20 protein-coding genes are annotated in these 22,827 nt (G+C 64.1%); 11 read left to right on the forward strand and 9 right to left on the reverse strand.

The window, feature by feature from the left end; genetic code table 11:
- Nucleotides 1-13: 13 nt before the first annotated feature.
- The 4 genes from ABIB99_RS09105 to ABIB99_RS09120 form a co-directional block, all read right to left on the reverse strand.
- A complete protein-coding gene (locus ABIB99_RS09105) occupies nucleotides 14-1,114 on the reverse strand; it encodes an ABC transporter ATP-binding protein (RefSeq protein WP_063983242.1) in 1,101 nt (366 codons plus the stop codon).
- Nucleotides 1,115-1,120: 6 nt separating this feature from the next.
- Complete coding sequence (locus ABIB99_RS09110) at nucleotides 1,121-2,032, reverse strand: carbohydrate ABC transporter permease (RefSeq protein ID WP_063983243.1); 912 nt, start codon at nucleotides 2,030-2,032, stop codon at nucleotides 1,121-1,123.
- Nucleotides 2,032-2,970, reverse strand: a complete 939-nt coding sequence (locus ABIB99_RS09115; protein WP_063983244.1) for a carbohydrate ABC transporter permease — start codon at nucleotides 2,968-2,970, stop codon at nucleotides 2,032-2,034. Before ABIB99_RS09115 ends, ABIB99_RS09110 begins: the two co-directional genes overlap by 1 nt.
- 148 nt (nucleotides 2,971-3,118) lie before the next feature.
- On the reverse strand, nucleotides 3,119-4,459 hold the full coding sequence (locus tag ABIB99_RS09120; protein WP_063983245.1) for an ABC transporter substrate-binding protein: 1,341 nt from the start codon (nucleotides 4,457-4,459) through the stop codon (nucleotides 3,119-3,121).
- A gap of 484 nt (nucleotides 4,460-4,943) precedes the next feature.
- Between ABIB99_RS09120 and ABIB99_RS09125 the strand changes: the two genes are divergently transcribed.
- Complete coding sequence (locus ABIB99_RS09125) at nucleotides 4,944-5,756, forward strand: Spy/CpxP family protein refolding chaperone (RefSeq protein ID WP_354175500.1); 813 nt, start codon at nucleotides 4,944-4,946, stop codon at nucleotides 5,754-5,756.
- A gap of 111 nt (nucleotides 5,757-5,867) precedes the next feature.
- Nucleotides 5,868-6,245, forward strand: a complete 378-nt coding sequence (locus ABIB99_RS09130; protein ID WP_063983247.1) for a response regulator — start codon at nucleotides 5,868-5,870, stop codon at nucleotides 6,243-6,245.
- Nucleotides 6,246-6,340: 95 nt separating this feature from the next.
- Here the strand turns inward: ABIB99_RS09130 and ABIB99_RS09135 are convergent, their stop codons facing one another.
- From ABIB99_RS09135 to glk, 3 genes are all read right to left on the reverse strand, one after another.
- Nucleotides 6,341-6,496, reverse strand: coding sequence for a hypothetical protein (locus tag ABIB99_RS09135; protein ID WP_166096600.1), 156 nt, complete (start codon nucleotides 6,494-6,496; stop codon nucleotides 6,341-6,343).
- A gap of 146 nt (nucleotides 6,497-6,642) precedes the next feature.
- Nucleotides 6,643-6,846, reverse strand: a complete 204-nt coding sequence (locus ABIB99_RS09140; protein ID WP_014495215.1) for a hypothetical protein — start codon at nucleotides 6,844-6,846, stop codon at nucleotides 6,643-6,645.
- A gap of 139 nt (nucleotides 6,847-6,985) precedes the next feature.
- Nucleotides 6,986-7,972: a glucokinase gene (glk, locus tag ABIB99_RS09145; RefSeq protein ID WP_063983248.1), complete on the reverse strand. Its 987-nt coding sequence runs from the start codon at nucleotides 7,970-7,972 to the stop codon at nucleotides 6,986-6,988.
- Nucleotides 7,973-8,229: 257 nt separating this feature from the next.
- Between glk and pncA the strand changes: the two genes are divergently transcribed.
- From pncA to ABIB99_RS09190, 9 genes are all read left to right on the forward strand, one after another.
- Nucleotides 8,230-8,856: a bifunctional nicotinamidase/pyrazinamidase gene (gene pncA, locus ABIB99_RS09150; RefSeq protein WP_063986366.1), complete on the forward strand. Its 627-nt coding sequence runs from the start codon at nucleotides 8,230-8,232 to the stop codon at nucleotides 8,854-8,856.
- Between the two features lie 16 nt (nucleotides 8,857-8,872).
- Nucleotides 8,873-9,988, forward strand: coding sequence for an alpha/beta fold hydrolase (locus tag ABIB99_RS09155; RefSeq protein WP_283016514.1), 1,116 nt, complete (start codon nucleotides 8,873-8,875; stop codon nucleotides 9,986-9,988).
- Nucleotides 9,989-10,139: 151 nt separating this feature from the next.
- The gene (locus tag ABIB99_RS09160; RefSeq protein ID WP_063983250.1) at nucleotides 10,140-12,173 is read left to right on the forward strand and encodes an NAD(+) synthase; all 2,034 of its coding nucleotides are present in this window, start codon (nucleotides 10,140-10,142) and stop codon (nucleotides 12,171-12,173) included.
- A 472-nt stretch (nucleotides 12,174-12,645) separates the two neighbouring features.
- The gene (locus ABIB99_RS09165; RefSeq protein WP_354175502.1) at nucleotides 12,646-13,461 is read left to right on the forward strand and encodes a sugar phosphate isomerase/epimerase family protein; all 816 of its coding nucleotides are present in this window, start codon (nucleotides 12,646-12,648) and stop codon (nucleotides 13,459-13,461) included.
- 30 nt (nucleotides 13,462-13,491) lie between these two features.
- The gene (locus tag ABIB99_RS09170) at nucleotides 13,492-15,129 is read left to right on the forward strand and encodes an ABC transporter substrate-binding protein (RefSeq protein ID WP_208086863.1); all 1,638 of its coding nucleotides are present in this window, start codon (nucleotides 13,492-13,494) and stop codon (nucleotides 15,127-15,129) included.
- Nucleotides 15,130-15,132: 3 nt separating this feature from the next.
- Nucleotides 15,133-16,116 carry an ABC transporter ATP-binding protein gene (locus ABIB99_RS09175; RefSeq protein WP_354175731.1) on the forward strand — a complete coding sequence of 328 codons (984 nt, stop codon included), beginning with the start codon at nucleotides 15,133-15,135 and terminating at the stop codon, nucleotides 16,114-16,116.
- The gene (locus ABIB99_RS09180) at nucleotides 16,113-17,105 is read left to right on the forward strand and encodes an ABC transporter ATP-binding protein (RefSeq protein WP_354175503.1); all 993 of its coding nucleotides are present in this window, start codon (nucleotides 16,113-16,115) and stop codon (nucleotides 17,103-17,105) included. Before ABIB99_RS09175 ends, ABIB99_RS09180 begins: the two co-directional genes overlap by 4 nt.
- Complete coding sequence (locus tag ABIB99_RS09185; RefSeq protein ID WP_014495224.1) at nucleotides 17,105-18,034, forward strand: ABC transporter permease; 930 nt, start codon at nucleotides 17,105-17,107, stop codon at nucleotides 18,032-18,034. The genes ABIB99_RS09180 and ABIB99_RS09185 overlap by 1 nt, the downstream gene beginning before the upstream one ends.
- On the forward strand, nucleotides 18,031-18,891 hold the full coding sequence (locus tag ABIB99_RS09190; RefSeq protein WP_354175504.1) for an ABC transporter permease: 861 nt from the start codon (nucleotides 18,031-18,033) through the stop codon (nucleotides 18,889-18,891). Before ABIB99_RS09185 ends, ABIB99_RS09190 begins: the two co-directional genes overlap by 4 nt.
- Before the next feature lie 47 nt (nucleotides 18,892-18,938).
- On the opposite strand, the gene ABIB99_RS09195 is transcribed toward ABIB99_RS09190, so the two are convergent.
- Together ABIB99_RS09195 and ABIB99_RS09200 are read right to left on the reverse strand one after the other, a co-directional pair.
- Complete coding sequence (locus ABIB99_RS09195; RefSeq protein WP_354175733.1) at nucleotides 18,939-20,315, reverse strand: SagB/ThcOx family dehydrogenase; 1,377 nt, start codon at nucleotides 20,313-20,315, stop codon at nucleotides 18,939-18,941.
- 95 nt (nucleotides 20,316-20,410) lie between these two features.
- Nucleotides 20,411-22,657, reverse strand: a complete 2,247-nt coding sequence (locus ABIB99_RS09200; RefSeq protein WP_354175506.1) for a TOMM precursor leader peptide-binding protein — start codon at nucleotides 22,655-22,657, stop codon at nucleotides 20,411-20,413.
- Nucleotides 22,658-22,827 lie beyond the last annotated feature (170 nt).

Raw genomic sequence — 22,827 nt, forward strand, 5'->3', positions numbered from 1 at the left:
TCTTGGACCTGCGTCACAACACGACGCCGGTGTCTTCGTTTAGCAGGTGCATATTGTTGAGGTCCATCGCCAAACGCATGGGTGCCCCGTCCTTGGCGCCGGCGTTGGGATCGACGCGGCCGCAGACCGGCGTGCCGTCGAGCCCGAAATAGACCAGGGTCTCCATCCCCATCGGCTCGGTGACGTCGAGCACGGTGTCGAAGGTCTCGACGCCCGGCCCCAGATGCGCGTGCGACTCGGTGAGGTGCTCGGGCCGGAGGCCGAGCAGCAGCTTGTCGGTGCGCGGCAGCGCGTTGTAGCGCGTGGCGCGGGCCGGCGGCAGCGCAAAGGCGATGCGGTCGGTCAGACGGATCTGAAGCGCGCCACCGACGTCCTCCAGCCGGCACGGGATGAAATTCATCGCGGGCGAGCCGATGAAGCCGGCGACGAAGCGCGTCGCCGGCTTGTGGTAGAGCTCGTTGGGCGTGCCGATCTGCTCGATGCGGCCCTTGTTCATCACAACGACGCGGTCAGCCAACGTCATCGCCTCGACCTGGTCGTGGGTGACGTAGACCGTGGTGGTGCGTACCTTCTGGTGCACCTTCTTGATCTCGATCCGCATCTGCACGCGCAGCTTGGCGTCGAGATTGGACAGCGGCTCATCGAACAGGAACACTTTCGGATTGCGCACGATGGCGCGGCCCATCGCGACACGCTGGCGCTGGCCGCCGGAGAGCTGCTTCGGCTTGCGGTCGATCAGGTCGGTGATGTCGAGGAGGCGGGCGGCTTCCGTCACCCGCGCCTTGATCTCGGCCTTGGGAAAGTGCTTCAGGCGCAGCCCGAACGACATGTTCTCCGCGACCGTCATGTGCGGGTAGAGCGCGTAGTTCTGGAACACCATGGCGATGTCGCGATCCTTCGGCGGTACGTCATTGACGACGTCGCCACCGATCATGATGTCGCCGTCGCTGATGTCCTCGAGGCCCGCGATCATGCGCAGCGTCGTCGACTTGCCGCAGCCCGAAGGCCCAACCAGCACGATGAACTCATGGTCGGCGATGTCCAAGTCGATGCCGCGCACGGCTTCGACATCATCGTAACGCTTGACCACCTTCCGCAATGCAACGTCAGCCATGAGACATCAACCCTTTGTCGCGCCGGCGGTCAGGCCGGCGATGTAGTAGTCCATCAGGAAGGCGTAGATGACCAGCGGCGGAGCTGCACCGAGCAGCGCGCCGGTCATGATCTGGCCCCAGTTGAAGACGTCGCCCTTGATCAGGGTGGTGGTGATGCCGACCGGGAGCACGAGCTGGTCGATGGACGTCGTGAACACCAGGGGATAGAGGAACTGCGCCCAGGACACCGTGAAGGCGAAGATGGTCGCGGCAATCAGGCCCGGCAGCGCGACCGGAATAAAGATCCGCGTCAGGGTCTGAAGCCACGAGGCGCCGTCGATGATCGCGGCCTCGTCGAGCTCCTTCGGGATCGAGGCGAAATAGCCGATCATGATCCAGGTACAGAACGGCACCGTCAGCGTCGGATAGACGAATAGCAGAACGTACCATCGGTTCAGGAGCGTGATGCCGGTGATGTCCTGAACCAGCGCCAGCATCTTGAACAGCGGGATGAAGAGGAGGCTGTCCGGAACCAGGTAGGTCAGGAACACGCCGGTGGCGAGCGTCGTCGAGCCCCAGAACTTCATCCGCGCGAGCGCGAAGGCGGCAGGGATGCTGATCAGCATCGTGACGAGCACAACCACCAGCGACACGATGGTCGAATTCCAGAAGAACCGGAGGAATTGGTTCGACGTCAGTAGTTCGACATAGTTCGCCAGCGTCGGGTGGAACACCCACCACGGATTGGTCGCAGCCGAGATCTCCGCGCTGCTCTTGAGCGAGGTTATCACCATGTAGAGCGGCGGCGTCAGAAAGAAGATCGCAAACAGCACCAAGAAGAAATAGGACCAGCGCAGCGCCCAGGTACGGTCGCGGCTCATGCTGCCATATTTAACCTTGCGCCGGGGGCCGGCCTTGTCGATCGCTATTGTGCTCATCAGGATTCGTTCCCGCGTTTATTGACGTCGCGCAGGATGAAGATCGCTGCGACGGCGAGGATCGGGACCATGAACAGCGAGACGCTGGCGCCGAGCGGAATGTCGTTGCTCTCGATGCCGACCCGGAACGCATAGGTGGCAAAGATCTGGGTCTGGTCGAGAGGCCCGCCTGAGGTCAGGATGCGGACGATGTCGAAATTAGCGAAGGTGACGATCAGCGAGAACAGCGTCGTGATCGCGATGATGTTGCGCATCATCGGCAGCGTCACGTACCACATCTTCTGCCACCAATTGGCGCCGTCGATTGCGGCGGCCTCGTAGAGCTGGTCCGGCACCGATTTCAGCGCCGCCAGGTACATGATCAGGAAGAACGGCGCGCCGTACCAGACGTTGACGAGGATGACGGAAAAGCGCGCCCAGGCGGCATTGCCGAGCCAGTTGATGGGACCGATGCCGAAGAAGGAGAGCGTGTAGTTGAAGGCGCTGTAGGAGGGGTCGAACAGCCACAGCCAGGCGAGCGTGCTCATCGCCGGCGGGATCACCCAGGGCACCAGCAGCATGCCGCGCCATTTGCGCTGGCCCTTGGCCGGTATGTTGTGCACCAAATGCGCGACGATGAAGCCGATCAGCGCCTTGAAGAACACGGCGGTGATCGCGAAGATGCAGGACTGCTCCACCACCATCCAGAACGTCTCGCGCTTGAACAGGAAGGTGAAGTTGCCGAAGCCGACGAATTTTTGCATCGACTTGTTCAGCGTCGCGAGGTGGATCGAGAACAGGGCAGGGTAAAGCACGAACAGCGCGATCAGCAGGATCAGCGGCAGCGTCAGGAAGAACGCCACGGTCGATTTCCGCTTCAACGCATTGTGCAGACCCGTCCGTTTGCGCGCGCTCGCCGTGCGGGCGACGCGACCGTCCTCAACGACGACATCGGCCATGTCAGTGTCCTTGGGTCAAGCTTCCTTGCGGAATGTCCAACGGCGGAGCCGGCACCCGCGTGTCGGCTCGATCTGCTCATTCCATCGAACGGTGGGGTGCCCTGGCGGCTCACGCGGGGATGCGTGAACCGCCGTGGCACACCCCGGCTTAGGTTCGCATGAAGCCTTCACACTCGCCTTCGCCCCAGGCGAGTGCGGTCTCCAACTTTTCGCCCTGCGCAAAGCGCAGCGCCATCTTGGTCAGCGTGGCCTGCGCGTAGATCTGCTGGGCGATCTTCGGCGGCGCCGGAGAGGCCGCAATCGAAAGTGTCTGATGATTGTAGGGATTTGGATAGTGATAGAGCGTGCCCTTCGGCGGGCCTACCTCGGCCCAGGTCTTCAGCGTCGTCATCTTCGCATAGGCCGGCAAATCGTATCCGCCGCTCGCCGCGACGAACTTTTCGATCGATGATGGCTGTGACAGAAAAGCCAGAAGGCTCTTGGCCGATGCCTTGTTCTTGGAGAAATTCCAGAGACCCCAGAAATAGGGCAGGAACGGCGCATACCGGCCTTTAGGACCGGAGGGGAAGCCGTGCGTCCAGCATTGCTCGGCGACCTGCGGCGCGTCGCGCCTGGCGACCGCCCAGGCGCTCGGCGGATTCATGATTAGGGCGCCGCGGCCGGAGATCAGCCATTTGTTGTTCGAGGCGTCGTCCCAGGACGGAGCGTCCGGCGGCAGGAAGGCGATCAGCTTCTTGTAGTATTCGAGCGCCTGGCGAACCTCATCGGTCTTCACCGTGACATCGCCCTTGGCGTTGACGAGTTCGGCGCCGAACGACTGGAAGATGGCGCCCGCGGTATCGACGCTGTCGGTGGTCTCGCCGAGACCGATTCCGAATGGGAAACCTGCCTTCTGGCACGCTTCCGCCGCCTTCAGGAATGTATCCATATTCCAGCTATCGGCCTTGGGCGGCGCGCCGACGGGGTACAGTTCCTGGACGTCGATCCCCGCATGCTTCTTCATGAGGTCGATGCGCGAGCAGGGCCCCTTGATCTGGCTCCCCGGGGTTGCCGGGACCGCAAGCCATTTGCCGTTGGCCTTGCCGAGATATTTGACCGTGTCGTTGACCTCACCGTTCTGCTTGATCGCCTCCTCGACCACGTCGTTCACCGGTTCAAACTGCTCGGCATACGCATGCGGCCACCAGGTGTACATCTGAAGAATGTCGTGACCGGATTTGGCCTGCGCTTCGGCCGCGACCGTCAACTCGATCTTCTTGTTGTTGCTGGTGATGTAATCGATGGAGACTTCGACCTTCTCCTTTTCAGCCCATTCCTTGACCATGGCGGTGGAGGCGTCGTTGGCACCGGGCACCCAGTGGTCCCAGAAGCCGATCGAGAGTTTGCCGGCGGCGTAAGCGCCGCGGACGTAGGGCGCTGTGATCAGCGCGGCGGAGGACATTGCAGTGGCGGCTACAAATTGACGTCGCGTCAGTGTCTTGCGTGACATCTCGTTTCCTCACCTGGATGTTTTATTGTTTTCGCGTTTCCTCTGGCATTCCGAGTTTTGTTTTTGATTTTTGTTCGCGTTTCTTGGTGCTACCGCCTCGCCGTGAAATCGCGCGAAGCGCAGCAAATTGGTAGCGCGATCAGATCATGATTGATCCCGTCTGTCGAGGAAGCCGAACGACTCGCCGTCTAGAACTAACGTTGCGTCCGGGAACGCGGCGGCGCCGTCTCGCGAAGCGCACCCGGAGGTGAACCTCGGAGGCGCATTTTGCGACGCACACTTCGGGGCAAGGAGCGTGGGACATCTCGTGCGCAATTACGCCGCAGTTTCGAATAAGCCTTCATAACCGCTTCGCGCCAAACAGTTTTCGGGCGTGGACAGCAATTGGCTGCGGCTGGACCGCGAAGCGGCGAAAACGATAGAGTTGCAACCGGCGGGTGGCCCCCACCCGGACAGGACAATCGGATCGACGATGGAGACCAGAATGATCAACCCGGCGCCGCTTGCGCGGCTTCACCTGCGGCGATGGTTCGCGCTGGGCTCCGTGCTCGCGGTGCTGCTCGGCGCCGCCGCGGTTGCGCAGGCGCAAGGCCTGGTCAAGGGCGTTCAGGATGGAGCCGCGGCCGGCAACAAGGCGGCCGGACCCGTTGGCGGCGTGCTGGGCGGTGCGATCGGCGGCGTGGTCGGTGTCTTCACCGGCGTGCTCGGCGTCAACAACCAGCCGGCTCCGGCTGCCAAGGACGCGAGCAAGGATGCCAGCAAGGACGCGAGCAAGGATTCCAAGCAGCCGGGCGCCGGCAAGGACAAGGGCGCCAAGGAGACCGCCAAGGCGGCCAAGGGCGCCAAGGGCGCCAAGGCGAGCAAGGAAGCCAGGAATGCGCCGCAGGACAACAAGGACAATAAGGACGTCACCGTCCTCACCCAGCCCGGCGCGCCGCAACAGAGCGCCGAGCAGATCGTCGCCAACAGCGATTCCTATATCGAGCGGATCAAGACCGAGTTGAACCTGACGCCCGATCAGGAGAAGCACTGGTTCGGCTTCTCGAGCGCTATGCACTACCTGGGGCATAATGGCGCGGAGCGGCTCAACCTGCGGATCGCTCGCGCCAAGCGGGATCCGCCTGACGACATCATCGAGCAGATGCGCAACGAATCGCAATTCTTGATCGACCGCGCCGCCGACCAGCGCAACGTCGCCGATGCCGCCGAGCCGCTTTATTCGAGCCTCGACGACAAGCAGAAGCAGGTCTTCATCCAGGAGATGGTGCGCCTCAGTCACGAGCGCGGGCTGGATTAATCAAGTTGAATCCGATTGCGGGCGCCTGAATTAACGGCGCCCGCCACGAATTCGTGAATCCTCTCCGCATTTCGGGTATGGTTAGCTTCGTAAGCTGACTGCGGGGTTGATATGGCGGACGGACTCTCCGTTTTCCTGGTCGAAGACGAGGCGTTAATCCGGATGATGATGGCCGACATGGTGGAGGAACTCGGCCACCATGTCGTCGCGGAAGCGGACAATGTCCGGGACGCGAGCGCCTTTGCGATGACCGCGCAATACGATTTCGCCATCCTCGACATCAATCTGAAGGGCCTCTACGTCGATCCCGTCGCCGACCTGATCGAGCGCCGCGGCAAGCCGTTTCTGTTCGCCACCGGCTACGGGCCGGAACTGCTGCCGTCCTTGCTCCGGCGGCGGCCGATCCTGCGCAAGCCGATTTCCCTCGACCAGCTCAAGGTGATGATCGATTCGCTGTTTCCGGGCGCGGTCGCCAAAACTCCTCACTGAGAAGGCTCCTCACCGAGAAGGCGCCGTACCGAGATCGCCAACGAAAATGGCCGCCCGTGAGGGGCGGCCATTTGGCGAAAGAATGTCTCGTCGTCTCAGATCAGGCCGGCGCTGAGGTCGATGCCGCGCGCCATCACGCCGAACGAGGCGACCAGGCCCATGCAGCAGAACAGCAAGATGATCTTGAACGAAGAATCGGCAAAACGGGTTTCGACGGCGACCGGGATCGCGGCAAGCGAAATCATGCTCATGTTCATTCCCCCCTTTGTTGACCCCTGAATTGCATCAGGTAAGGGAAGCTCTTAGAGCAAAAAGTTTGACGCGAGCTTGCGAGGGATCGTTAACGGAATCGCAATCGCTCGCGTGTTTTCGCGAGCAGCGAGCGGTCCCGCAAGTCTCAGTTGCGGCCGTTCTTCAGCACGGTGGCGATGGTATGGGCCGTCATGGCGGCGCGATCAGAGGCGCGCTGCGCGGCCAGCCGGTCGCGGGCCTTTTCCTCGATCAGGAGCTCGATCAGGGCCAGCCGCTTGTCATCGTCGTCCGCCTCGGTCAGCAGGCGGTGATAGCGGTGATAGTCGAAACCGAAGTCCTGCTTACGCATGTCACGCCCCCGCAACTACGGGAATTGTTTCCCATCGGACACAGTCGGGCAAGCACGATCCTGCGTGGAACCGCGCCTTGGCTGCAATCAGCTGTGTATAGTTAACGGACTGGACGGCGTCGGAGCCGATCGCGGCTCATCAATCCGGATTGTGGTCGGCGAACATCTTCAGGCCGACGAAGCTCGCGTCGGGTTTCGTCACCAGCCTGGTCGGGATACTGCGCAAATAGTCCTGGAAGCGTCCCTTGGCTTCGAAGCGCGCCCGGAACGCGGAAGCGGCAAGGAACTCCGGAAAGCGCGGCACGATCCCGCCGGCGATGTAGACGCCGCCGCGGGCGCCGAAGGTCACCGCGAGATTGCCCGTGACTGAGCCGAGGATGGCGCAAAACATCTCCAGCGTCGCGCGGCTCAGTTCGCAACTGCCCTCCAGGGCGGCCTTGGTGATGGCGGCGGCGTCGCGGTGCGGCACCTGGGCGCCGTCGACCTCCGCCAGCGCCTCGTAGAGGTTTTGCAGGCCGGAGCCCGAAAGCGCGCCGCGCTCGATGGAGACATGACCGAGACGTCGGCGCATAGCCGCGATCACGCGCTCCTCGCGCTCGGTCTCCGCCGGCAAAGTCGCGTGGCCTGCCTCGGTGACGACCGCCAGCCGGGCGCCGTGGCGTTCGACCAGACAGGAGACGCCGAAGCCGGTTCCAGGCCCAACCACCAGCAGCGGCTCGCCCGGGAGGCCGTCCTGGCCCCCGAGCGGGATCAAATCGGCAGGCTTCAGGGCGGGCAGGGACCAGGCCACGACCTCGAAATCATTGAGCACATGCACGCTCTCAAAGCCGAGGGCCGGCTGGAGCTCGTTGCCGTCGATGACCCACGGACTGTTGGTCATGACGCAGCGGTTGTTGGTCACGGGACCCGCGACGGCCAGCACGGCTCGTTTGGGCTGCTTGCCGCCGGACCGGCGCGCAAGGACGTCGGCGATGGCTTCCCGGACGGTCGGGAAGTCAGCGACCTTCACATACTCGATGGGCCCGGCCTGGTCGCCGCTGACGGATGCGCTTTCGCTCAGCGCAAAGCGCGCATTGGTGCCGCCGATATCGGCGAGAAGAATCTGTCCTGTCTTGCCGATACTCATGATCTTGTGGCTGCCGCGTCCTGCAGGCTCGCGGGAACCGTTCCCTCCGCTCCATCCGATCCGCAATTTGCGAACGTCTCTAGAATCCGTCCTCGGGTGAGCCTAGTCAACTCGGACAACGCCAAACCGTTGCATCCCAGGTACGACGGGCGCGATATCGCCGCATGTGTCGATGGTTGCGAAGCCGCGCGGGAAGATCGACATTGGACGGAGCGTTCGGCGCCCGTCGCGCCGAACGGCTGGAACGGGACCTTGCGATGCAGATTTCCGACCGCGACGTGCTGCTGGTGATCGACGTGCAGAACGACTTTTGCTCCGGCGGAGCGCTCGCCGTTCCCGGCGGCGAGAAGGTTGTCCCGGCCATCAACCGAATTGCCGCGAAATTCACCAATGTGGTGCTGACCCAGGACTGGCATCCGGGCGATCACGTCTCGTTCGCACCGAACCATGCGGGCAAGCAGCCGTTCCAGACCATCGAGCTCGACTACGGCACCCAGGTGCTGTGGCCGACGCACTGCGTGCAAGGCACGGTGGGCGCTGAATTCCATGGGGAGCTCGAAATTACCAGGGCAAACCTCGTGGTGCGCAAAGGCTTTCGTCGCGGCATCGATTCCTATTCGGCGCTGTTCGAGAACGACCATCGGACGCCGACGGGCCTGCTCGGCTATTTGCGCGAGCGCGAGCTGAAGACCGTCTTCGTCGCCGGTCTGGCACTGGATTTCTGTGTTCGCTTCTCGGCGGAAGATGCCCGCAAGGCGGGGTTCGAGGTCGCCGTCATCGAGGATGCATGCCGCGGCATCGATCTCGACGGCTCGGTGGCCGCGACCCATCGGAGTTTTCGCGAGCGCGGTATTTCGATCGTCAGCCTGGAGGCCTTGCTGTGAGGACCTTGAGATAGTCATGGTGGAGAAGGGCGGCAAACCGCTGGGTGGATCGGATCGTCCTCCGAATGATCCGCTGCTATGGCCATTTGCGGCGGCGCGGCTCGCGATGGACGCCTGCTTCTGGTGGCTGGAGCGCGATCCGCCGGAACAAGACGCGAGCAATCTGCCGTGGACGACGCCCAACACGGTCGCCTTGGAGCTTGCGACCATGCGCCTGCGCGATTGCACGCGGACGCAATCCGGCCAGCCGGCACTGGTCTGCGCGCCCTATGCGCTGCATCGGGCCCTGATCGCCGACTTCGCACCGGGCCACAGCGTGGTGCAGTCCCTGCAGAATGGCGGCATCGATCGGGTGTACCTCACCGACTGGCGCTCGGCCTCGCCGGACATGCGCTATCTCTCGATCGACAGCTATCTCGGCGATCTCAACGTCGCCGTTGACGAAATCGGCGCGCCGGTCGATCTCGTCGGCCTGTGCCAGGGCGGCTGGCTGTCGCTGCTCTATGCGGCGCGCTTTCCCGCCAAGGTGCGGCGGCTGGTGCTGGTGGGGGCGCCCGTCGATCTCTCGATCGATTCCGCGCTGTCCCGGCTCGCCCGCAATGCGCCTGAGGCGCTCTACGACCAGCTCGTGGCGCGCGGCGGCGGCAATGTCAGCGGCGACGAGATGCTGCGCTTCTGGACGAAGGCGCCGAGCCGCGACGACATTGCATCGGCATTGCAGAGGGATCTCTCGGACGAGGAGGGCGCGGCACTGCTCGCGCGTTTCGATCGCTGGAATACCGAGACGCTCAACCTGCCCGGCACCTATTATCTGGAGATCGTCAACCGAATCTTCCGGGAGAATCGGATTGCCGGCGGCAACTTCACGGCGCTCGGCCGCGAGGTTGATCTGAGGGACGTCAAGGCGCCGGTCTTCCTGCTCGCCGGGCTCGATGACGACGTCGTGCCGGCCAGACAGGCGCTTGCGACCGCCGGTCTGCTCGGAACGCCGCCGGCCTTCATTGCCGCGGCCTCCGAGCCCAGCAATCATCTCGGCCTGTTCATGGGGGCGCGCACCCACGCCCATGCCTGGCCCCGGATCGTCGAGTGGCTGCGCAACGACCTCTCCGGAGTGCTGGCCCGCAGCGCCTGACCTTGTCAGGTGCCTTGGCCCGGCCGGGCCGGCGAACACGCAAATCCGTTATGCATGACGGCGGATGGCCTGCACGGGGCCCGGTCGATGGGTTACATATCATCCGGAACTGGCGGCTGCGGCCGCGACAAGATTAAGGGTACCGCGCTCGATGAGCTTCCACTCGATCTACGCCCACGGATTTGCGCGCGTGGCGGCCTGCGTCACTACCTCCCACGTGGCCGATCCCACGGCCAATGCGAAGGCGATCCTGGCGGCGGCCAATGCCTGTCAGCAGCAGTCGGTGGCGGTCGCCGTGTTTCCGGAGCTGTGCCTGTCCGGCTACGCGATCGAGGATCTCGTCAAGCAGGACCCGCTGCTCGATGCGGTCGAGCGCGGGCTCGCCTCAATCGTCGAGGCCTCCTCGGCCTTGATGACCGTCCTGATCGTCGGCGCGCCGCTGCGCTTCGGTCATCGCATCTACAATTGCGCCGTCGTCATTCATCGCGGCAACGTCCTTGGTGTCGTGCCCAAGTCTTATCTGCCGACCTATCGCGAATTCTACGAGGGACGGCATTTCGCCTCCGGCGCCGGCATGGCCGGAGAGACGATCGCGTTTGGCGGGCTGCACGCACCGTTCGGCGTTGACCTCCTGTTCGCGGCCGAGGATGTTCCAGGCCTGATCATCGGCGTCGAGATCTGCGAGGACATGTGGATTCCGGTGACGCCAGCTTCCGAACTCGCGCTTGCCGGCGCCAGCGTGCTGATCAATCTATCCGGCAGCCCGATCACGATCGGTCGGGCGCGCTCGCGCGCACTGCTGTGCCAATCGACGTCGGCGCGTTGTCTTGCGGCCTACGTCTATTCAGCCGCCGGAGCAGGGGAATCGACCACGGATCTGGCCTGGGACGGCCAGACCTCGATCTATGAGAATGGCGTGCTGCTGGCCGAGGGCGAGCGGTTCCGCCAGGACGGCCAGATCACGCTGGCCGACGTCGATCTCGATCTGCTCAGGCAGGAACGCGCACTGATGGGCACGTTCGACGATAATCGCCGGCAACGCGAAGCCTTTTTCCGGAGGATTACCTTTGCCCTGAAGGCGCCGGCCACCGACATCGGCTTCCTGCGCAAGATCGAGCGCTTCCCGTTCGTGCCGAGCGACGAAGCCCTGCTCGAGCAGGATTGCTACGAGGCCTACAACATCCAGGTCGCCGGCCTCGTGCAGCGCATGCGCGCGACCGGAACCAAGCGCGTGGTGATCGGCGTCTCGGGCGGGCTCGATTCCACCCACGCCCTGATCGTCGCCGCCAAGGCGGTCGACCTGCTCGGACTGCCGCGCAGCAACATCCTGGCCTACACGATGCCGGGCTTTGCCACCGGCAGCGAGAGCAAGACCAACGCACTGGCGTTGATGAAGGCATTGCAGACGGAGTGGCAGGAGCTCGACATCCGCCCCACGGCGACGCAAATGCTGAAGGACATCGGCCATCCCTTCGGCAAAGGCGAGAAGGTCTACGACATCACGTTCGAGAACGTGCAGGCGGGCCTGCGGACCGACTATCTGTTCCGGCTCGCCAACCATCATGGCGGCATCGTCATCGGAACCGGCGATCTCTCGGAGCTCGCGCTCGGCTGGTGCACCTACGGCGTCGGCGACCAGATGGCGCATTATAATGTCAACGCCGGGGTGCCGAAGACGCTGATCCAGCACCTGATCCGCTGGGTGATCGCTTCAAAACAGTTCAGCGACGACGTCAACCGGACGCTTACGTCGATCCTGTCGGCCGAAATCTCGCCCGAGCTGGTTCCAGTCAAGCCCGGCGAGAAGCCGCAAAGCACGGAAGCCTCCGTCGGGCCCTACGAGCTGCAGGATTTCAACCTGTTCTACACGCTGCGGTTCGGCATGCGGCCGTCCAAGATCGCCTTCATGGCGCAGCACGCCTGGAATGATGTCGCCAAGGGCGAATGGCCGCCGGCGTTCCCGACCGATAAGCGCAGGGCCTATGATCTGCCGGAGATCCGGCGCTGGCTGGAAGTGTTCCTGCGCCGCTTCTTCGCCTTCAGCCAGTTCAAGCGCTCGGCGATGCCGAACGGGCCGAAGGTTTCGGCCGGCGGCTCGTTGTCGCCACGCGGCGACTGGCGCGCGCCGTCGGATTCCAGCGCGGCGGCATGGCTCGAGGATCTCGAGCGGAACGTTCCGAAGTGATTGAGACGGCTGATCGGGCAGGGTAGCTCCGAAACGAATTCGCGCCGCGCGGCTCATAAAGCCGGCGGCGCGAAATTACGTTCAATCTAGAAAGTGCCGAGGTCCGGAGTGCCTAGGAGTCCGGACCTCGTCACCTTGCCCCAGCCTTTGATCCCCCCGCCCCATGCGGTCCCCCAACCCCATGTAGCGCGATCAGAGGGTGATGCCCCTGGAAGGCCGCCGATCGATGCGCGCGATGTACGCGAAGTATCGTTAGGATTCCATTCCGTGTCACTACGGACACGAACACGCTTGATGCTGCACACTGGTGCATTTGTCCGCATCTGCTGCGATCGCTGCTGCCTGAATTCGATGCAGGCGATCGGCGGGGATGTCCACATCAGCGCATCGCCGCGGCACCTGCATTTCACGGGCCTGTCACTTAACTGGTCTAGCGCTGCTCCCGTCATCGCTGACGGTCAAGGAGCAAGCCATGTCGAAGCCGGTGCTGGGCGCAGCATTGTCCATCAAATCGATCCCTGCCCACCGCGACTGGCTTCTGGAACGGCAGCGCGATCTCGAAATCCAGGATTTTTTCCGTGCGGATTTGCTCGACGGCGATTGGCGGAGTGCGGCCAGCGAGATCAAGCAGATGCTCTCGGGCCATACCGGCCGGCTCGGCATTCACGGCCCGTTCTGGGGCTTCAAGATCGACAGCCATGATCCCCTGATCCGCAAGGCGGTGACGAAGCGCCTGCTTCAGGGCCTCGATGCCGCGGAATTCCTTGGCGCGACGCAGATGGTGATCCATTCGCCGTTCACGACCTGGGACCACAACAATCTCGACCTCTATCCTGATAACCGCGGCAATCTCGTCGAACGCGTCAAGACGACGCTTGCCGAGGTGATCGCGCGCGCCGAGACGATCGGCTGCCAGGTCGTCATCGAGAACATCGAGGACAAGGATCCGCGCGACCGCGTGCGCCTCGCCAAGGCGCTCGAAAGCAACAAGGTCCGCGTCTCCCTCGACACCGGCCACGCCAACTACGCCCACATCTCCACCGGCGCGCCGCCGGTCGATTACTACGTCGAAACCGCCGGCGACATGCTGACGCATGTGCACCTCCAGGACACCGACGGCTTTGCCGACCGGCACTGGGCGCCAGGCGAAGGCAACATCCCGTGGGTGGCCGTGTTCCGCGCGCTGGGCCGGCTGACCTCCAACCCGCGGCTGATCCTCGAACTCCGCAATCACGACGACGTTCGCGCCGGCGCAGCCCATCTGGCCGCGCTCGGTCTCGCTGAATAACCGGCATCACAAAGATCAGGGCTTATCGTCATGAGCAAACTCACCCGTCGCACCATCCTGAAGTCCGGCGGCGTTGCCGCGGGCACGCTTCTCCTGCCGCGCTTTGCGATCGGGCAGGCCGACAACCGCCCGTCGGTGACGATCGCCGTGCAGAAGGTGACGAATTCGAACGTGCTCGACGTGCTGCGCGAGCAGTCGAACGTCGGCGAGCGCGTGTTCTTCTCCTCGATCTGGGAGGGCCTCATCTCCAAGAACTGGCGCGGCAGCCTGGAGGCCGTGCCGGGCCTCGCCACCGAGTGGCGCCGCATCGACGACCAGACCGTCGAGGTGAAGCTGCGCCAGGGCGTGAAGTTCCACAATGGCGACGAGCTGACGGCCGAAGACGTCGTCTTCACCTTCAGCCGCGAGCGCATGTTCGGCGAGACCGAGGCCAAGAGCCGCTCCACCATTCAGGCCTTCGAGAAGATCCCGACGCCGCGCCCGGGCAAGGAATTGCCGCCTGACGTGCCGGCGGTCGCCCGCCGCATCTGGCCGGACCTCGTCCGCGTCGATGCCGTCGACAAGTACACGGTGCGCTTCTACAACGCGACGCCCGACGTCACGATTGAGGGCCGGCTGTCGCGCTACGGCTCCGACATTATGAACCGCCGCGCCTGGGAGCAGTCCGCGAGCTATCTCGACTGGGCGCGCAAGCCGATCACGACGGGCCCGTACAAGGTCGTCGAGCTCAAGCCCGACGTGTCGCTGACCCTCGAGGCGCATGACGAATATTGGGGCGGCCGGCCGCCGCTCAAGCGCATCCGTTTCCTCGAAGTGCCCGAGGTCGCGAGCCGCATCAACGGCCTGCTGTCGGGCGAATACCAGTTCGCCTGCGACATCCCGCCGGACCAGATTGCCGGGATCGAAAAGAACGCGGCGTTCGAAGTGCAGGGCGGCACCATCCTCAATCACCGCCTGACCGTATTCGACAAGAACCACGCCCAGCTCGCCAATCCCCTAGTGCGGCGCGCCTTCACCCACGCGATCGACCGCCAGGCGATCGTCGACAGCCTGTGGGCGGGCCGTACCCGCGTGCCGAAAGGCCTGCAGTGGGAGTTCTACGGCGACATGTTCAACGCCGACTGGAGCGTGCCGGCCTATGATCCGAAGCTCGCGCAGGATCTGTTGAAGCAGGCCAATTACAAGGGCGATCCGATTCCCTATCGCCTGCTCAACAACTACTACACCAACCAGGTCGCGACCGCGCAGGTGCTGGTCGAGATGTGGAAGTCGGTCGGCCTCAACGTGCAGATCGAGACCAAGGAGAACTGGTCGCAGATCATGGAACGCGCGCCGACCCGTGCCGTCCGCGACTGGTCGAACTCGGCCGCCTTCAACGATCCCGTCTCCTCGCTGGTCGCCCAGCACGGCCCGAACGGCCAGCAGCAGCAGATCGGCGAGTGGACGAACGCCGAACTGAACAAGCTTTCGGAGTTCCTGGAGACCTCGACCGACCGGGCCGCCCGCAAGAAGGCGTTCCGCCGCATGCTCGAGATCGCCGAGCGCGAGGATCCCGCCTATACGGTGCTGCACCAGAACGCGACCTTCACCGCGAAGCCGAAGTCGATCAAGTGGAAGGCGTCGCCGGCATTCGCGATGGATTTCCGCGCCGGCAATTTCGAGGCGTAAGTGGTGACGCCGCTGGTCAGCATCCAGAGCCTCAGCGTCGCCTTCAACGGCGTCCCGGTCCTGCGCGGCGTCGATCTCACCTTGCAGAAGGGCGAGGCTCTCGGCCTCGTCGGCGAGTCCGGCTCCGGCAAGTCGGTGACGTGGCTTGCTGCGCTCGGCCTCTTGCCGCGGCATGCAAAAGTCTCGGGCTCCGTGCGGCTCGACGGACGCGAAATCCTCGGCGCACCCACGGGTGAGCTTGACCGGGTGCGGGGCGGGCGGGTCGCCATGATTTTTCAGGACCCCGCAAGCGCACTCAATCCGGTGCTCACCATTCGCAAGCAGCTCTGCGAGGCTTTGGCGCTGCATCGCGCTCTCTCGGGCGAGGCGGTGAGAGCCGAAGCGCGGCGGCTGCTCGATCTCGTCGGCATTCCCGATGCGGCGCGGCGGCTCGAAGCCTATCCGCACGAATTCTCGGGCGGCCAGGTCCAGCGCATCATGATCGCGATGGCGCTGGCCGGAAATCCCGATCTCCTCGTCGCGGACGAGCCGACCACGGCGCTCGACGCCACCATCCAGGCGCAGATTTTGGAGCTGCTCTCGACCATCCGCCGCGAGATGAGCATGGCGATGGTGCTGATCAGCCATGATCTCGGCGTCGTCGCGGAAAACTGCGACCGCGTCGCCGTGATGTATGCCGGCCGCATCGTCGAGCAGGCGCCCGCCAACCAGCTCTTTGCCGATCCGGTGCATCCCTACGCGCAGGGCCTGATCGGCGCACTGCCGCCGCTCGACGGACCGCGTCGACGTCTCACGGCCATTCCGGGGACCGTTCCCGATCCCGCGCACATGCCAAGCGGCTGTGCCTTCGCGCCGCGCTGCGTGCTGGCGGCCGAGCCGTGCGGACTTGCCGTGCCGAGCCTGGCGCCGATCGCGAACGATCGCGTGGTTGCCTGCATCCGGGCTGAAGCTTCGCGCCGCGCGCTGCTCGGGATCGCCGCCGAATGAGCGCGCCGCTCGTCGAGGTGTCCTCGATCTCGCGCAGCTACGCGATGCGCTCCGGGATGTTCGGCCGCAGCACAGCGGTGCACGCGGTCGATGGCGTGTCTCTGGTGATCCCCAAAGGCGAAACACTGGGCCTCGTCGGCGAGTCAGGCTCGGGCAAGTCGACCACGGGTCGTATCGTGCTTGGCCTCGAGCCGCCCGATCGCGGCGAGGTGCGGTTCGACGGCAAGGCGATGGCCGCGCCAGGCACGAAGGCGTGGCGCGCGCAGCGGGCGCGCATGCAGATGATCTTCCAGGATCCGCTGGGGGCGCTTGACCGGCGGTTACCGGTCGCCACCCAAATCCGCGAACCTCTGGATATTCACGGTCTCGGCACGCCGGCCGAACGCGAGGAGCGTGTGCGCGAATTGCTGCGCGCGGTCGAGCTGACGCCGGCGCATGGCGCGCGCTATCCGGGCGCGCTCTCCGGCGGCCAGCGCCAGCGTATCGTGCTGGCGCGGGCGCTGGCGACGAAGCCGGATTTCCTCGTCTGCGACGAGCCGGTCAGCGCGCTCGACGTCTCGATCCAGGCGCAGGTGGTGAACCTGCTTTGCGATCTCCAGGTGCAGCTCGGGTTGACGCTGCTGTTCATCAGCCACGATCTGCGCGTTGTCAGGCAGATCAGCAATGTCGTCGCCGTGATGTATCTCGGCCGCATCGTCGAAATCGGCAGCGCCGACGATCTCTTCGCGCGTCCCGAACACCCCTATACGCAGGCGCTGGTCTCGGCGTCACCCGCGCCCGGCCGCCGCAGTGCGGGCCGCATCGTGCTGGCAGGCGATCCGCCGAACCCGGCGGCGCGGCCCCAAGGCTGTGCCTTCCATCCGCGCTGCCCGCGCGCTATCGCGCGCTGCGCGAGCGAGGTGCCGGCGCTGTCGGCCGTCGGTGGTGACAGGCAAGTCGCCTGCCATCTCGTGACGGGGCCGCAGGCCGAGACGCGGGACGCGGCCTGATGGGACGCTACCTTGCCATTCGGATCGGACGCGCGGCGCTGACAATCGTGCTCGTCGTCACCTTCGCCTTCGTGGTGCTGCGCCTCTCCGGCGATCCCGCACTGATGATCCTGGGACCGGAGGCGCCGCCGGAAGTGCTCGCTGCTTTCCGCAAGGCCTGGGGGCTCGATGATCCCATCTGGTTCCAGTACCTCGACTACTTCGGCGCCATCGCCAAGGGCGAACTCGGCCGCTCCATGCGCGACGGGCGACCGGCGATCGAGCTCGTGCTGGAGCGGATTCCGGCAACACTGGCGCTGACGCTGCCGGCGTTCTTCTTCAAGGTTGCCCTCGGCATTCCCGCCGGCATCTACGCGGCGCTGCACCGCGGCTCGGGAATCGATCGCGCCGTGATGATGACGGCGGTCGCCGGCTTCACCGTGCCGAGTTTCGTCCTTGCGCTGCTGCTCGTGCTCGTCTTCGCCGTTCAGCTCGGCTGGTTGCCGTCGGGCGGGCAGGACAGCTGGCGTCACGCCATCCTGCCAATCGTGACACTCAGCCTCGGCGGCGCCGCGGTGCTGGCGCGCTTCACTCGCAGCGCCATGCTGGAGGTGCTGGGCCAGCCCTATATCCGCACCGCCTCGGCCAAGGGCGTGCCGTGGCGCAAGGTGGTGACGTCGCATGCGCTGCCGAACGCGGCGATCCCCACCGTCACCATTCTCGGCTTCATGGTGGGCACGCTGATCGCGGGCGCGGTCGTGGTCGAGAGCGTATTTGCCTGGCCGGGAGTAGGGCGCCTGCTGGTCGTCGCCGTCGCCAACCGCGACCTTGCCGTCGTGCAATGCATCCTCTTGCTGGTCGCGATGACCATGGTCACGTCCAATCTGATCGTCGACTTCCTCTACGGCTTCCTCGATCCGCGCCTCCGCGCCAAGGGAGCCCACGCATGACCGATGCGACGCTGAAGGATACGGCTGTCCGCCGCCGCATCAGCCTTCCCGCGATCCCTGTCTCTGTCGCACTCGCGATCAGCTGGATCGTCGCCATGTTGGTGATCGCGGCATTCGCCGAGAAAATCACGCCTTACAGCTTCACCCAGCTCGACCTGCGCAACCGGCTGGCTGCGCCCGGCAATGTTGCGCACTGGCTCGGCACCGACGAGCTCGGCCGCGACGTGCTGTCGCGGCTCCTCGTCTCGATCCGCATCTCGCTCCTGATCGCCTTCGGCGCGACCGCGATCTCGGCGATCGTCGGCACCACGCTCGGCTTCCTCGCCGCGCACTTTCGCGGAGCCGTCGAGCAGTTCGTGCTGATGCTGACCGACTTCCAGGCCAGCATGCCGTTCCTGATCATGGCGCTCGCAGTGCTCGCCTTCTTCGGCAATTCGCTGCCGCTGCTGATCGGCCTGATGGGCCTGTTCGGCTGGGAGCGCTATGCCCGCATCGCCCGCGGCCTCGCCATCTCCGCCAATGCGCAAGGCTATGCCGCCGCCGTCCGTCAACTCGGTGCGACGCCGTCGCGGATTTACCTTAGGCATATCCTGCCCAACATCGCCTCGACCCTGATCGTCTCGACGACGCTGGTTTTCCCCGAGGTGATCCTGATGGAATCCGGCCTGTCCTTCCTCGGCCTCGGCGTGCAGCCGCCGATGACCAGCCTCGGCAACATGGTCGGCTATGGCCGGGAGTACCTGACCCGGGCGCCCTGGATCATGCTGGCGCCGGCGACCACTATCGTGATCACCACGCTGGCCGTCTCCGTGATCGGCGACTGGCTGCGCGACCGGCTCGACCCGACCCTGCAATAGGGCGACTGGCCTGACGCGTGCGCCGATTTGCCGTCGGACACCCGCTTCTAGCCTTGGAGCTCCGGCGTCCTGCCGCGCCCGAGCGCGAATTGACCGACCGGGCCCTCGATATGGAATTCCAACTCCGTCATTTTCGCGAACAGATCGATGTTGGTGCTGCCAATGGCGCAGCCGCCGAGGCCCATATCGGTCGCCGCCAGGTAAAGCGTCTGAATCAGGCTGCCGACATCCTTCAGGATCAGCGAATATGCGATTGAGCTGTATTTCCAGGAGACCCGCCCAAAACGCGCCGCGATCGTGATGAGGATTTGCGGCTGACCCGGCGCGTCCATGGCGAACTGGGCAGCTGCCAACTGCGCCTGGAGTTGTTGGGGGGAGGCGCTGATCGCGACTAGAGCGTGGCTCCCTGCATCGTAGTGGTAGAGTCCGCGCGCAAGCCCGTCGCAGTTCGCGACGGTAAGGTACAATTCTAGCTCGTACGCGCTGCCCGCCGACGGATAAGGCCTTGTGCTGTAGGTGACGTCGGAACCGCCTTCGAAATACGGCTCGCTCTTCCATTCGGACAAGACGCGCGCGCTGGTGTCGAGAAACTGCGCGAGTTCGCCGAGCGTGACCGGATTCTTGTCGTCGAAATCCCGTGTTGAATGGCGTTCGCGCAACAGCTTCGGGAAGCGGGAGTTCGGCTCCGGGGAGGAGAATTTGCGCAGGTCAATCTTGCTGCCGGCCCAGGGCGGACGCACTGCCGGCGACGGCGGAACGACGCCGGCATAGGTGAAGGCGGCGCCGACCGGATTGGCTTGCCGACCCTCCGTGCTCCGCGTGTGAAACACCAGATCGTGGAAATCCCAGAGTACGAGGTTGCCGTCGCCTTCGTTCACCCGCAGGCCTTGTCCGTCTTTCGCATCGAGCTTGAGCAGGATCTGGCTGTCCAGCAACAGTTCGAGCAGATGGAGGGTGGAGGGAGCTATCTTCTGGTTGAGCTTGCCGATCTTCCGAGGGTGCGACAGCGCCGCAAGGGTGGCGGCGATGGCGGGATCGCCAATCCGGAACAATGCGCCGGCGCGTGGCGATTCCAGCACCAAATCGTTGCCGCGCCGGCGCAGAAAGGCAAAGCGCGATAGCACAATGGTGTCACGACTGCCCAGCTTCGCGCGCCGCGGCCAGTATTCGGGGACTTGGGGTTCGATGACCACAAAGTCCTGCGTGTTACGCGAAGAGGAGAGGCGGTATTCCAGAAGCCCCTGCCGGGCCAGGCGACGCACCAGGGCGTCGACCTCTCTCGCGAGGGCGCTCTTGCCTGCAAAGGACGCGAGCGGAAGGCCGGTGCTCAGACGTCGCGCGCAGTCCATCGCGGCCGCGCTGAATTGTCCGAGGTTGACGGAATAGTCGCCCAGAATGGCGGTGATGTTTCCGTCCGGCTGCATCTGGAGGGAGAAGTTATGGCTCAACCGGGCGGCAATGTCTGGCGCGATCTTCCTGGTCGGCTTTTTCCGGGGAGCGCGCACGAAAGAGCAGCCCTTCAGGTGTGTGGAAGGAATGAAGTCAGATCGCTTTCCGGTCGCGGCCGGTCCAACAATCCGAGCTTCACCGGCACATCGTAAAGGCGACCCGGTGCGAAACGGCGATAGAAGTGACGCAGGCCGGGAACGAGCACTCTGACGACCGGAACCTCGACGTCGGGACGTGTCTGGTCGAGGACGAGGAAATCGTAACCTGAACGGGCGGCGATCTCGACGCAGGCAATGACCTGGTCACGCGTATTGTCGTGAAGCTTGAGGCTCGGCGCCGGGGGAACGATCGGGTGGTCGCTCGGTGTCAGGAACGGGTAGTCTTCCAGGCGCAGCGGCGTGACACCGTCGAGGGTCGGCTTCTCGCCGCTTGCGCCGCCCATCATGCCGACGGACATAAATTGGGTCAGTTCGGTGAGGGATCGCAGCAGCGCTATATGGCGGTCGAAATGCGCGCCGGAACCGAACTCGATATTCTCGTGTCCATTCTGCATCCAGTGCATGATCGCCACGTAAGTCGGAATGCCGAGATCCGTGGTGATGTCGAGCACCCACAGCTTGCGCCCGGCTTCCGCAAATTGAGCCTGGAGATCCCGAACATAGAAATCGTCGAATTGCCCGAGATCGACCTCGGCGCGTTGCACCCGGTTGTACCACCAGATCGCGTAGGCATCGCGCTCGATCAGTTCGAGGAAGCCCTGAACGATGGCTTCGTCGCGGGTGTTGCCGGCCGCACAGCCGTTGGAATCCGTATGAAAGCCGCCATAGAAGAAGTACAGGAGGCCGGTCGGCAGATATTTGAAGCGTTTGTCGCGCAACGACGAGACCGGCGACCACTCGCTCCTCGTCGAGGGATCGAACGGCTCGGGCACGGGATGGGGATCGTCCGGCTGCTGCAGAAACCTGGTCTTGAACTGCGTTTCGCTGAAGAGCTGGACGTCGTTGGGAAGAAGCGCGTCGCCAGGCGCGAAATCGACGAAGCGGCGCGTCGTCCTGATCTCATCGCCTTGGAAAATGCCCGAATAGCGTTCGATCGATTCCATCAGCGCGCTGGCTTCACCCTGCTCGGCGGTCGAGCCCTTGCCAAAACTGCCCCCGCTCAATCCGGACCTGAGCTGGTCGATGCTGTGGGCCGGCGCGGAGAAATTGTGCTGGGCGAAGTAGTTGGTGTTCATCGGCAGGTCGACGTCGATCCGCTCGAGCCGGGTCACCACCCCTGTCAGTGGACTCACATGCTTGCGGAAGCGCGACACCGTCGACCGCGACGTCACGGTGCGATATCCACCGCTGGTCATGACGAGCCTCTTGCCCTCGGCAATCTCGACCAGGGCCGGAGATCGGCGCGGGTTGTTCAGCTTCCTGCTGCCGCAGGTCGGACATTGCGGACGTCGTGTCACGTAGTGCTTGGCGATGGCGGCGCCGGTCAGGTCGAAGCTTGCGATGTGATCGCACAAATCGGTGCGAAAATCCGAGGCAATTGCCTTGGCGATCTCGACAGCCGCAAAATGGATTCCAGTCTTGCCGACGCTTTCTCTGACGAGAGGCGACATGGCAACCGCACGCGCCGGTCCCCGGTCAAGAAACCCCTTGATCTCCCGGTTGCGGATCATGCGATCGAACAGGCAGGTCCAGCAGGCGCTCTCGCCCGGTTTGAACATGGGCCCGACCAGCGGAAACGCGCCGGACGGCTGTACCAGCAGCCATGGCGTCTTGCTGGCTACGCGTTCGTGGTTCAATTCGGCGAGCCGCCGGTCAAGATAATCGTTCACCAGGGTGATCGTGAGCTTCGGCGAACGCTTGGCGATTTGAACGCCGAGCTTACCCAAGGCCGCGGTCAGCTCCTTGGCGCCTTTGACGTCAATCGACTCGACCTGAACGGGGCAATTGCGAAGATTTTGTTCGGCGATCTCCAAGGGCATGCCGAGGCTTGCCAGGAAACCGCCGACGGCGTCGTCGAACGCTTTCGGGGTCCGCGCAACGACATATAGGCGATCGAGCAGCCGCTTGATTGCTTCCTCGATCTTGTCGGCCGGGAAGCGCTTCGAAAGCTGGCGAATGATCTCCGACCTGGCCTTGCCGTGTTGCCCGATCGCACTGGCGAGGGCGCAGTAGAGCTCGCCGTGCAGGAAGAATTTGCGGTTCTCGGAATAGAGACAAACCGCATCGGGAGGCAGCAAGTAAGCGGTGAAATTCGGTGCAAATCGGAGAATGTCTTTGCGGGTCTGCCGCGCAACGCGGGTCTTGCGAGTTGCAGTCATTGAGTCAGCACGCTGATCCTGTTGCCGTCACGCTAGATCCCCGGCGCAAGATGGATCGTCGCGACCGCGCGCCGGCATTTTCCCAGAGAATTGAAACGAATTCAGCCGTCACCCGCAAGCCGCCGATGCAAGCGTCGTAGCGAATTCAAGCAATTGGCCGGGCCCTTTCT

Origin of the sequence: Bradyrhizobium sp. LA6.1 (assembly GCF_040547805.1) — a bacterium.
Classification (GTDB): domain Bacteria; phylum Pseudomonadota; class Alphaproteobacteria; order Rhizobiales; family Xanthobacteraceae; genus Bradyrhizobium; species Bradyrhizobium barranii.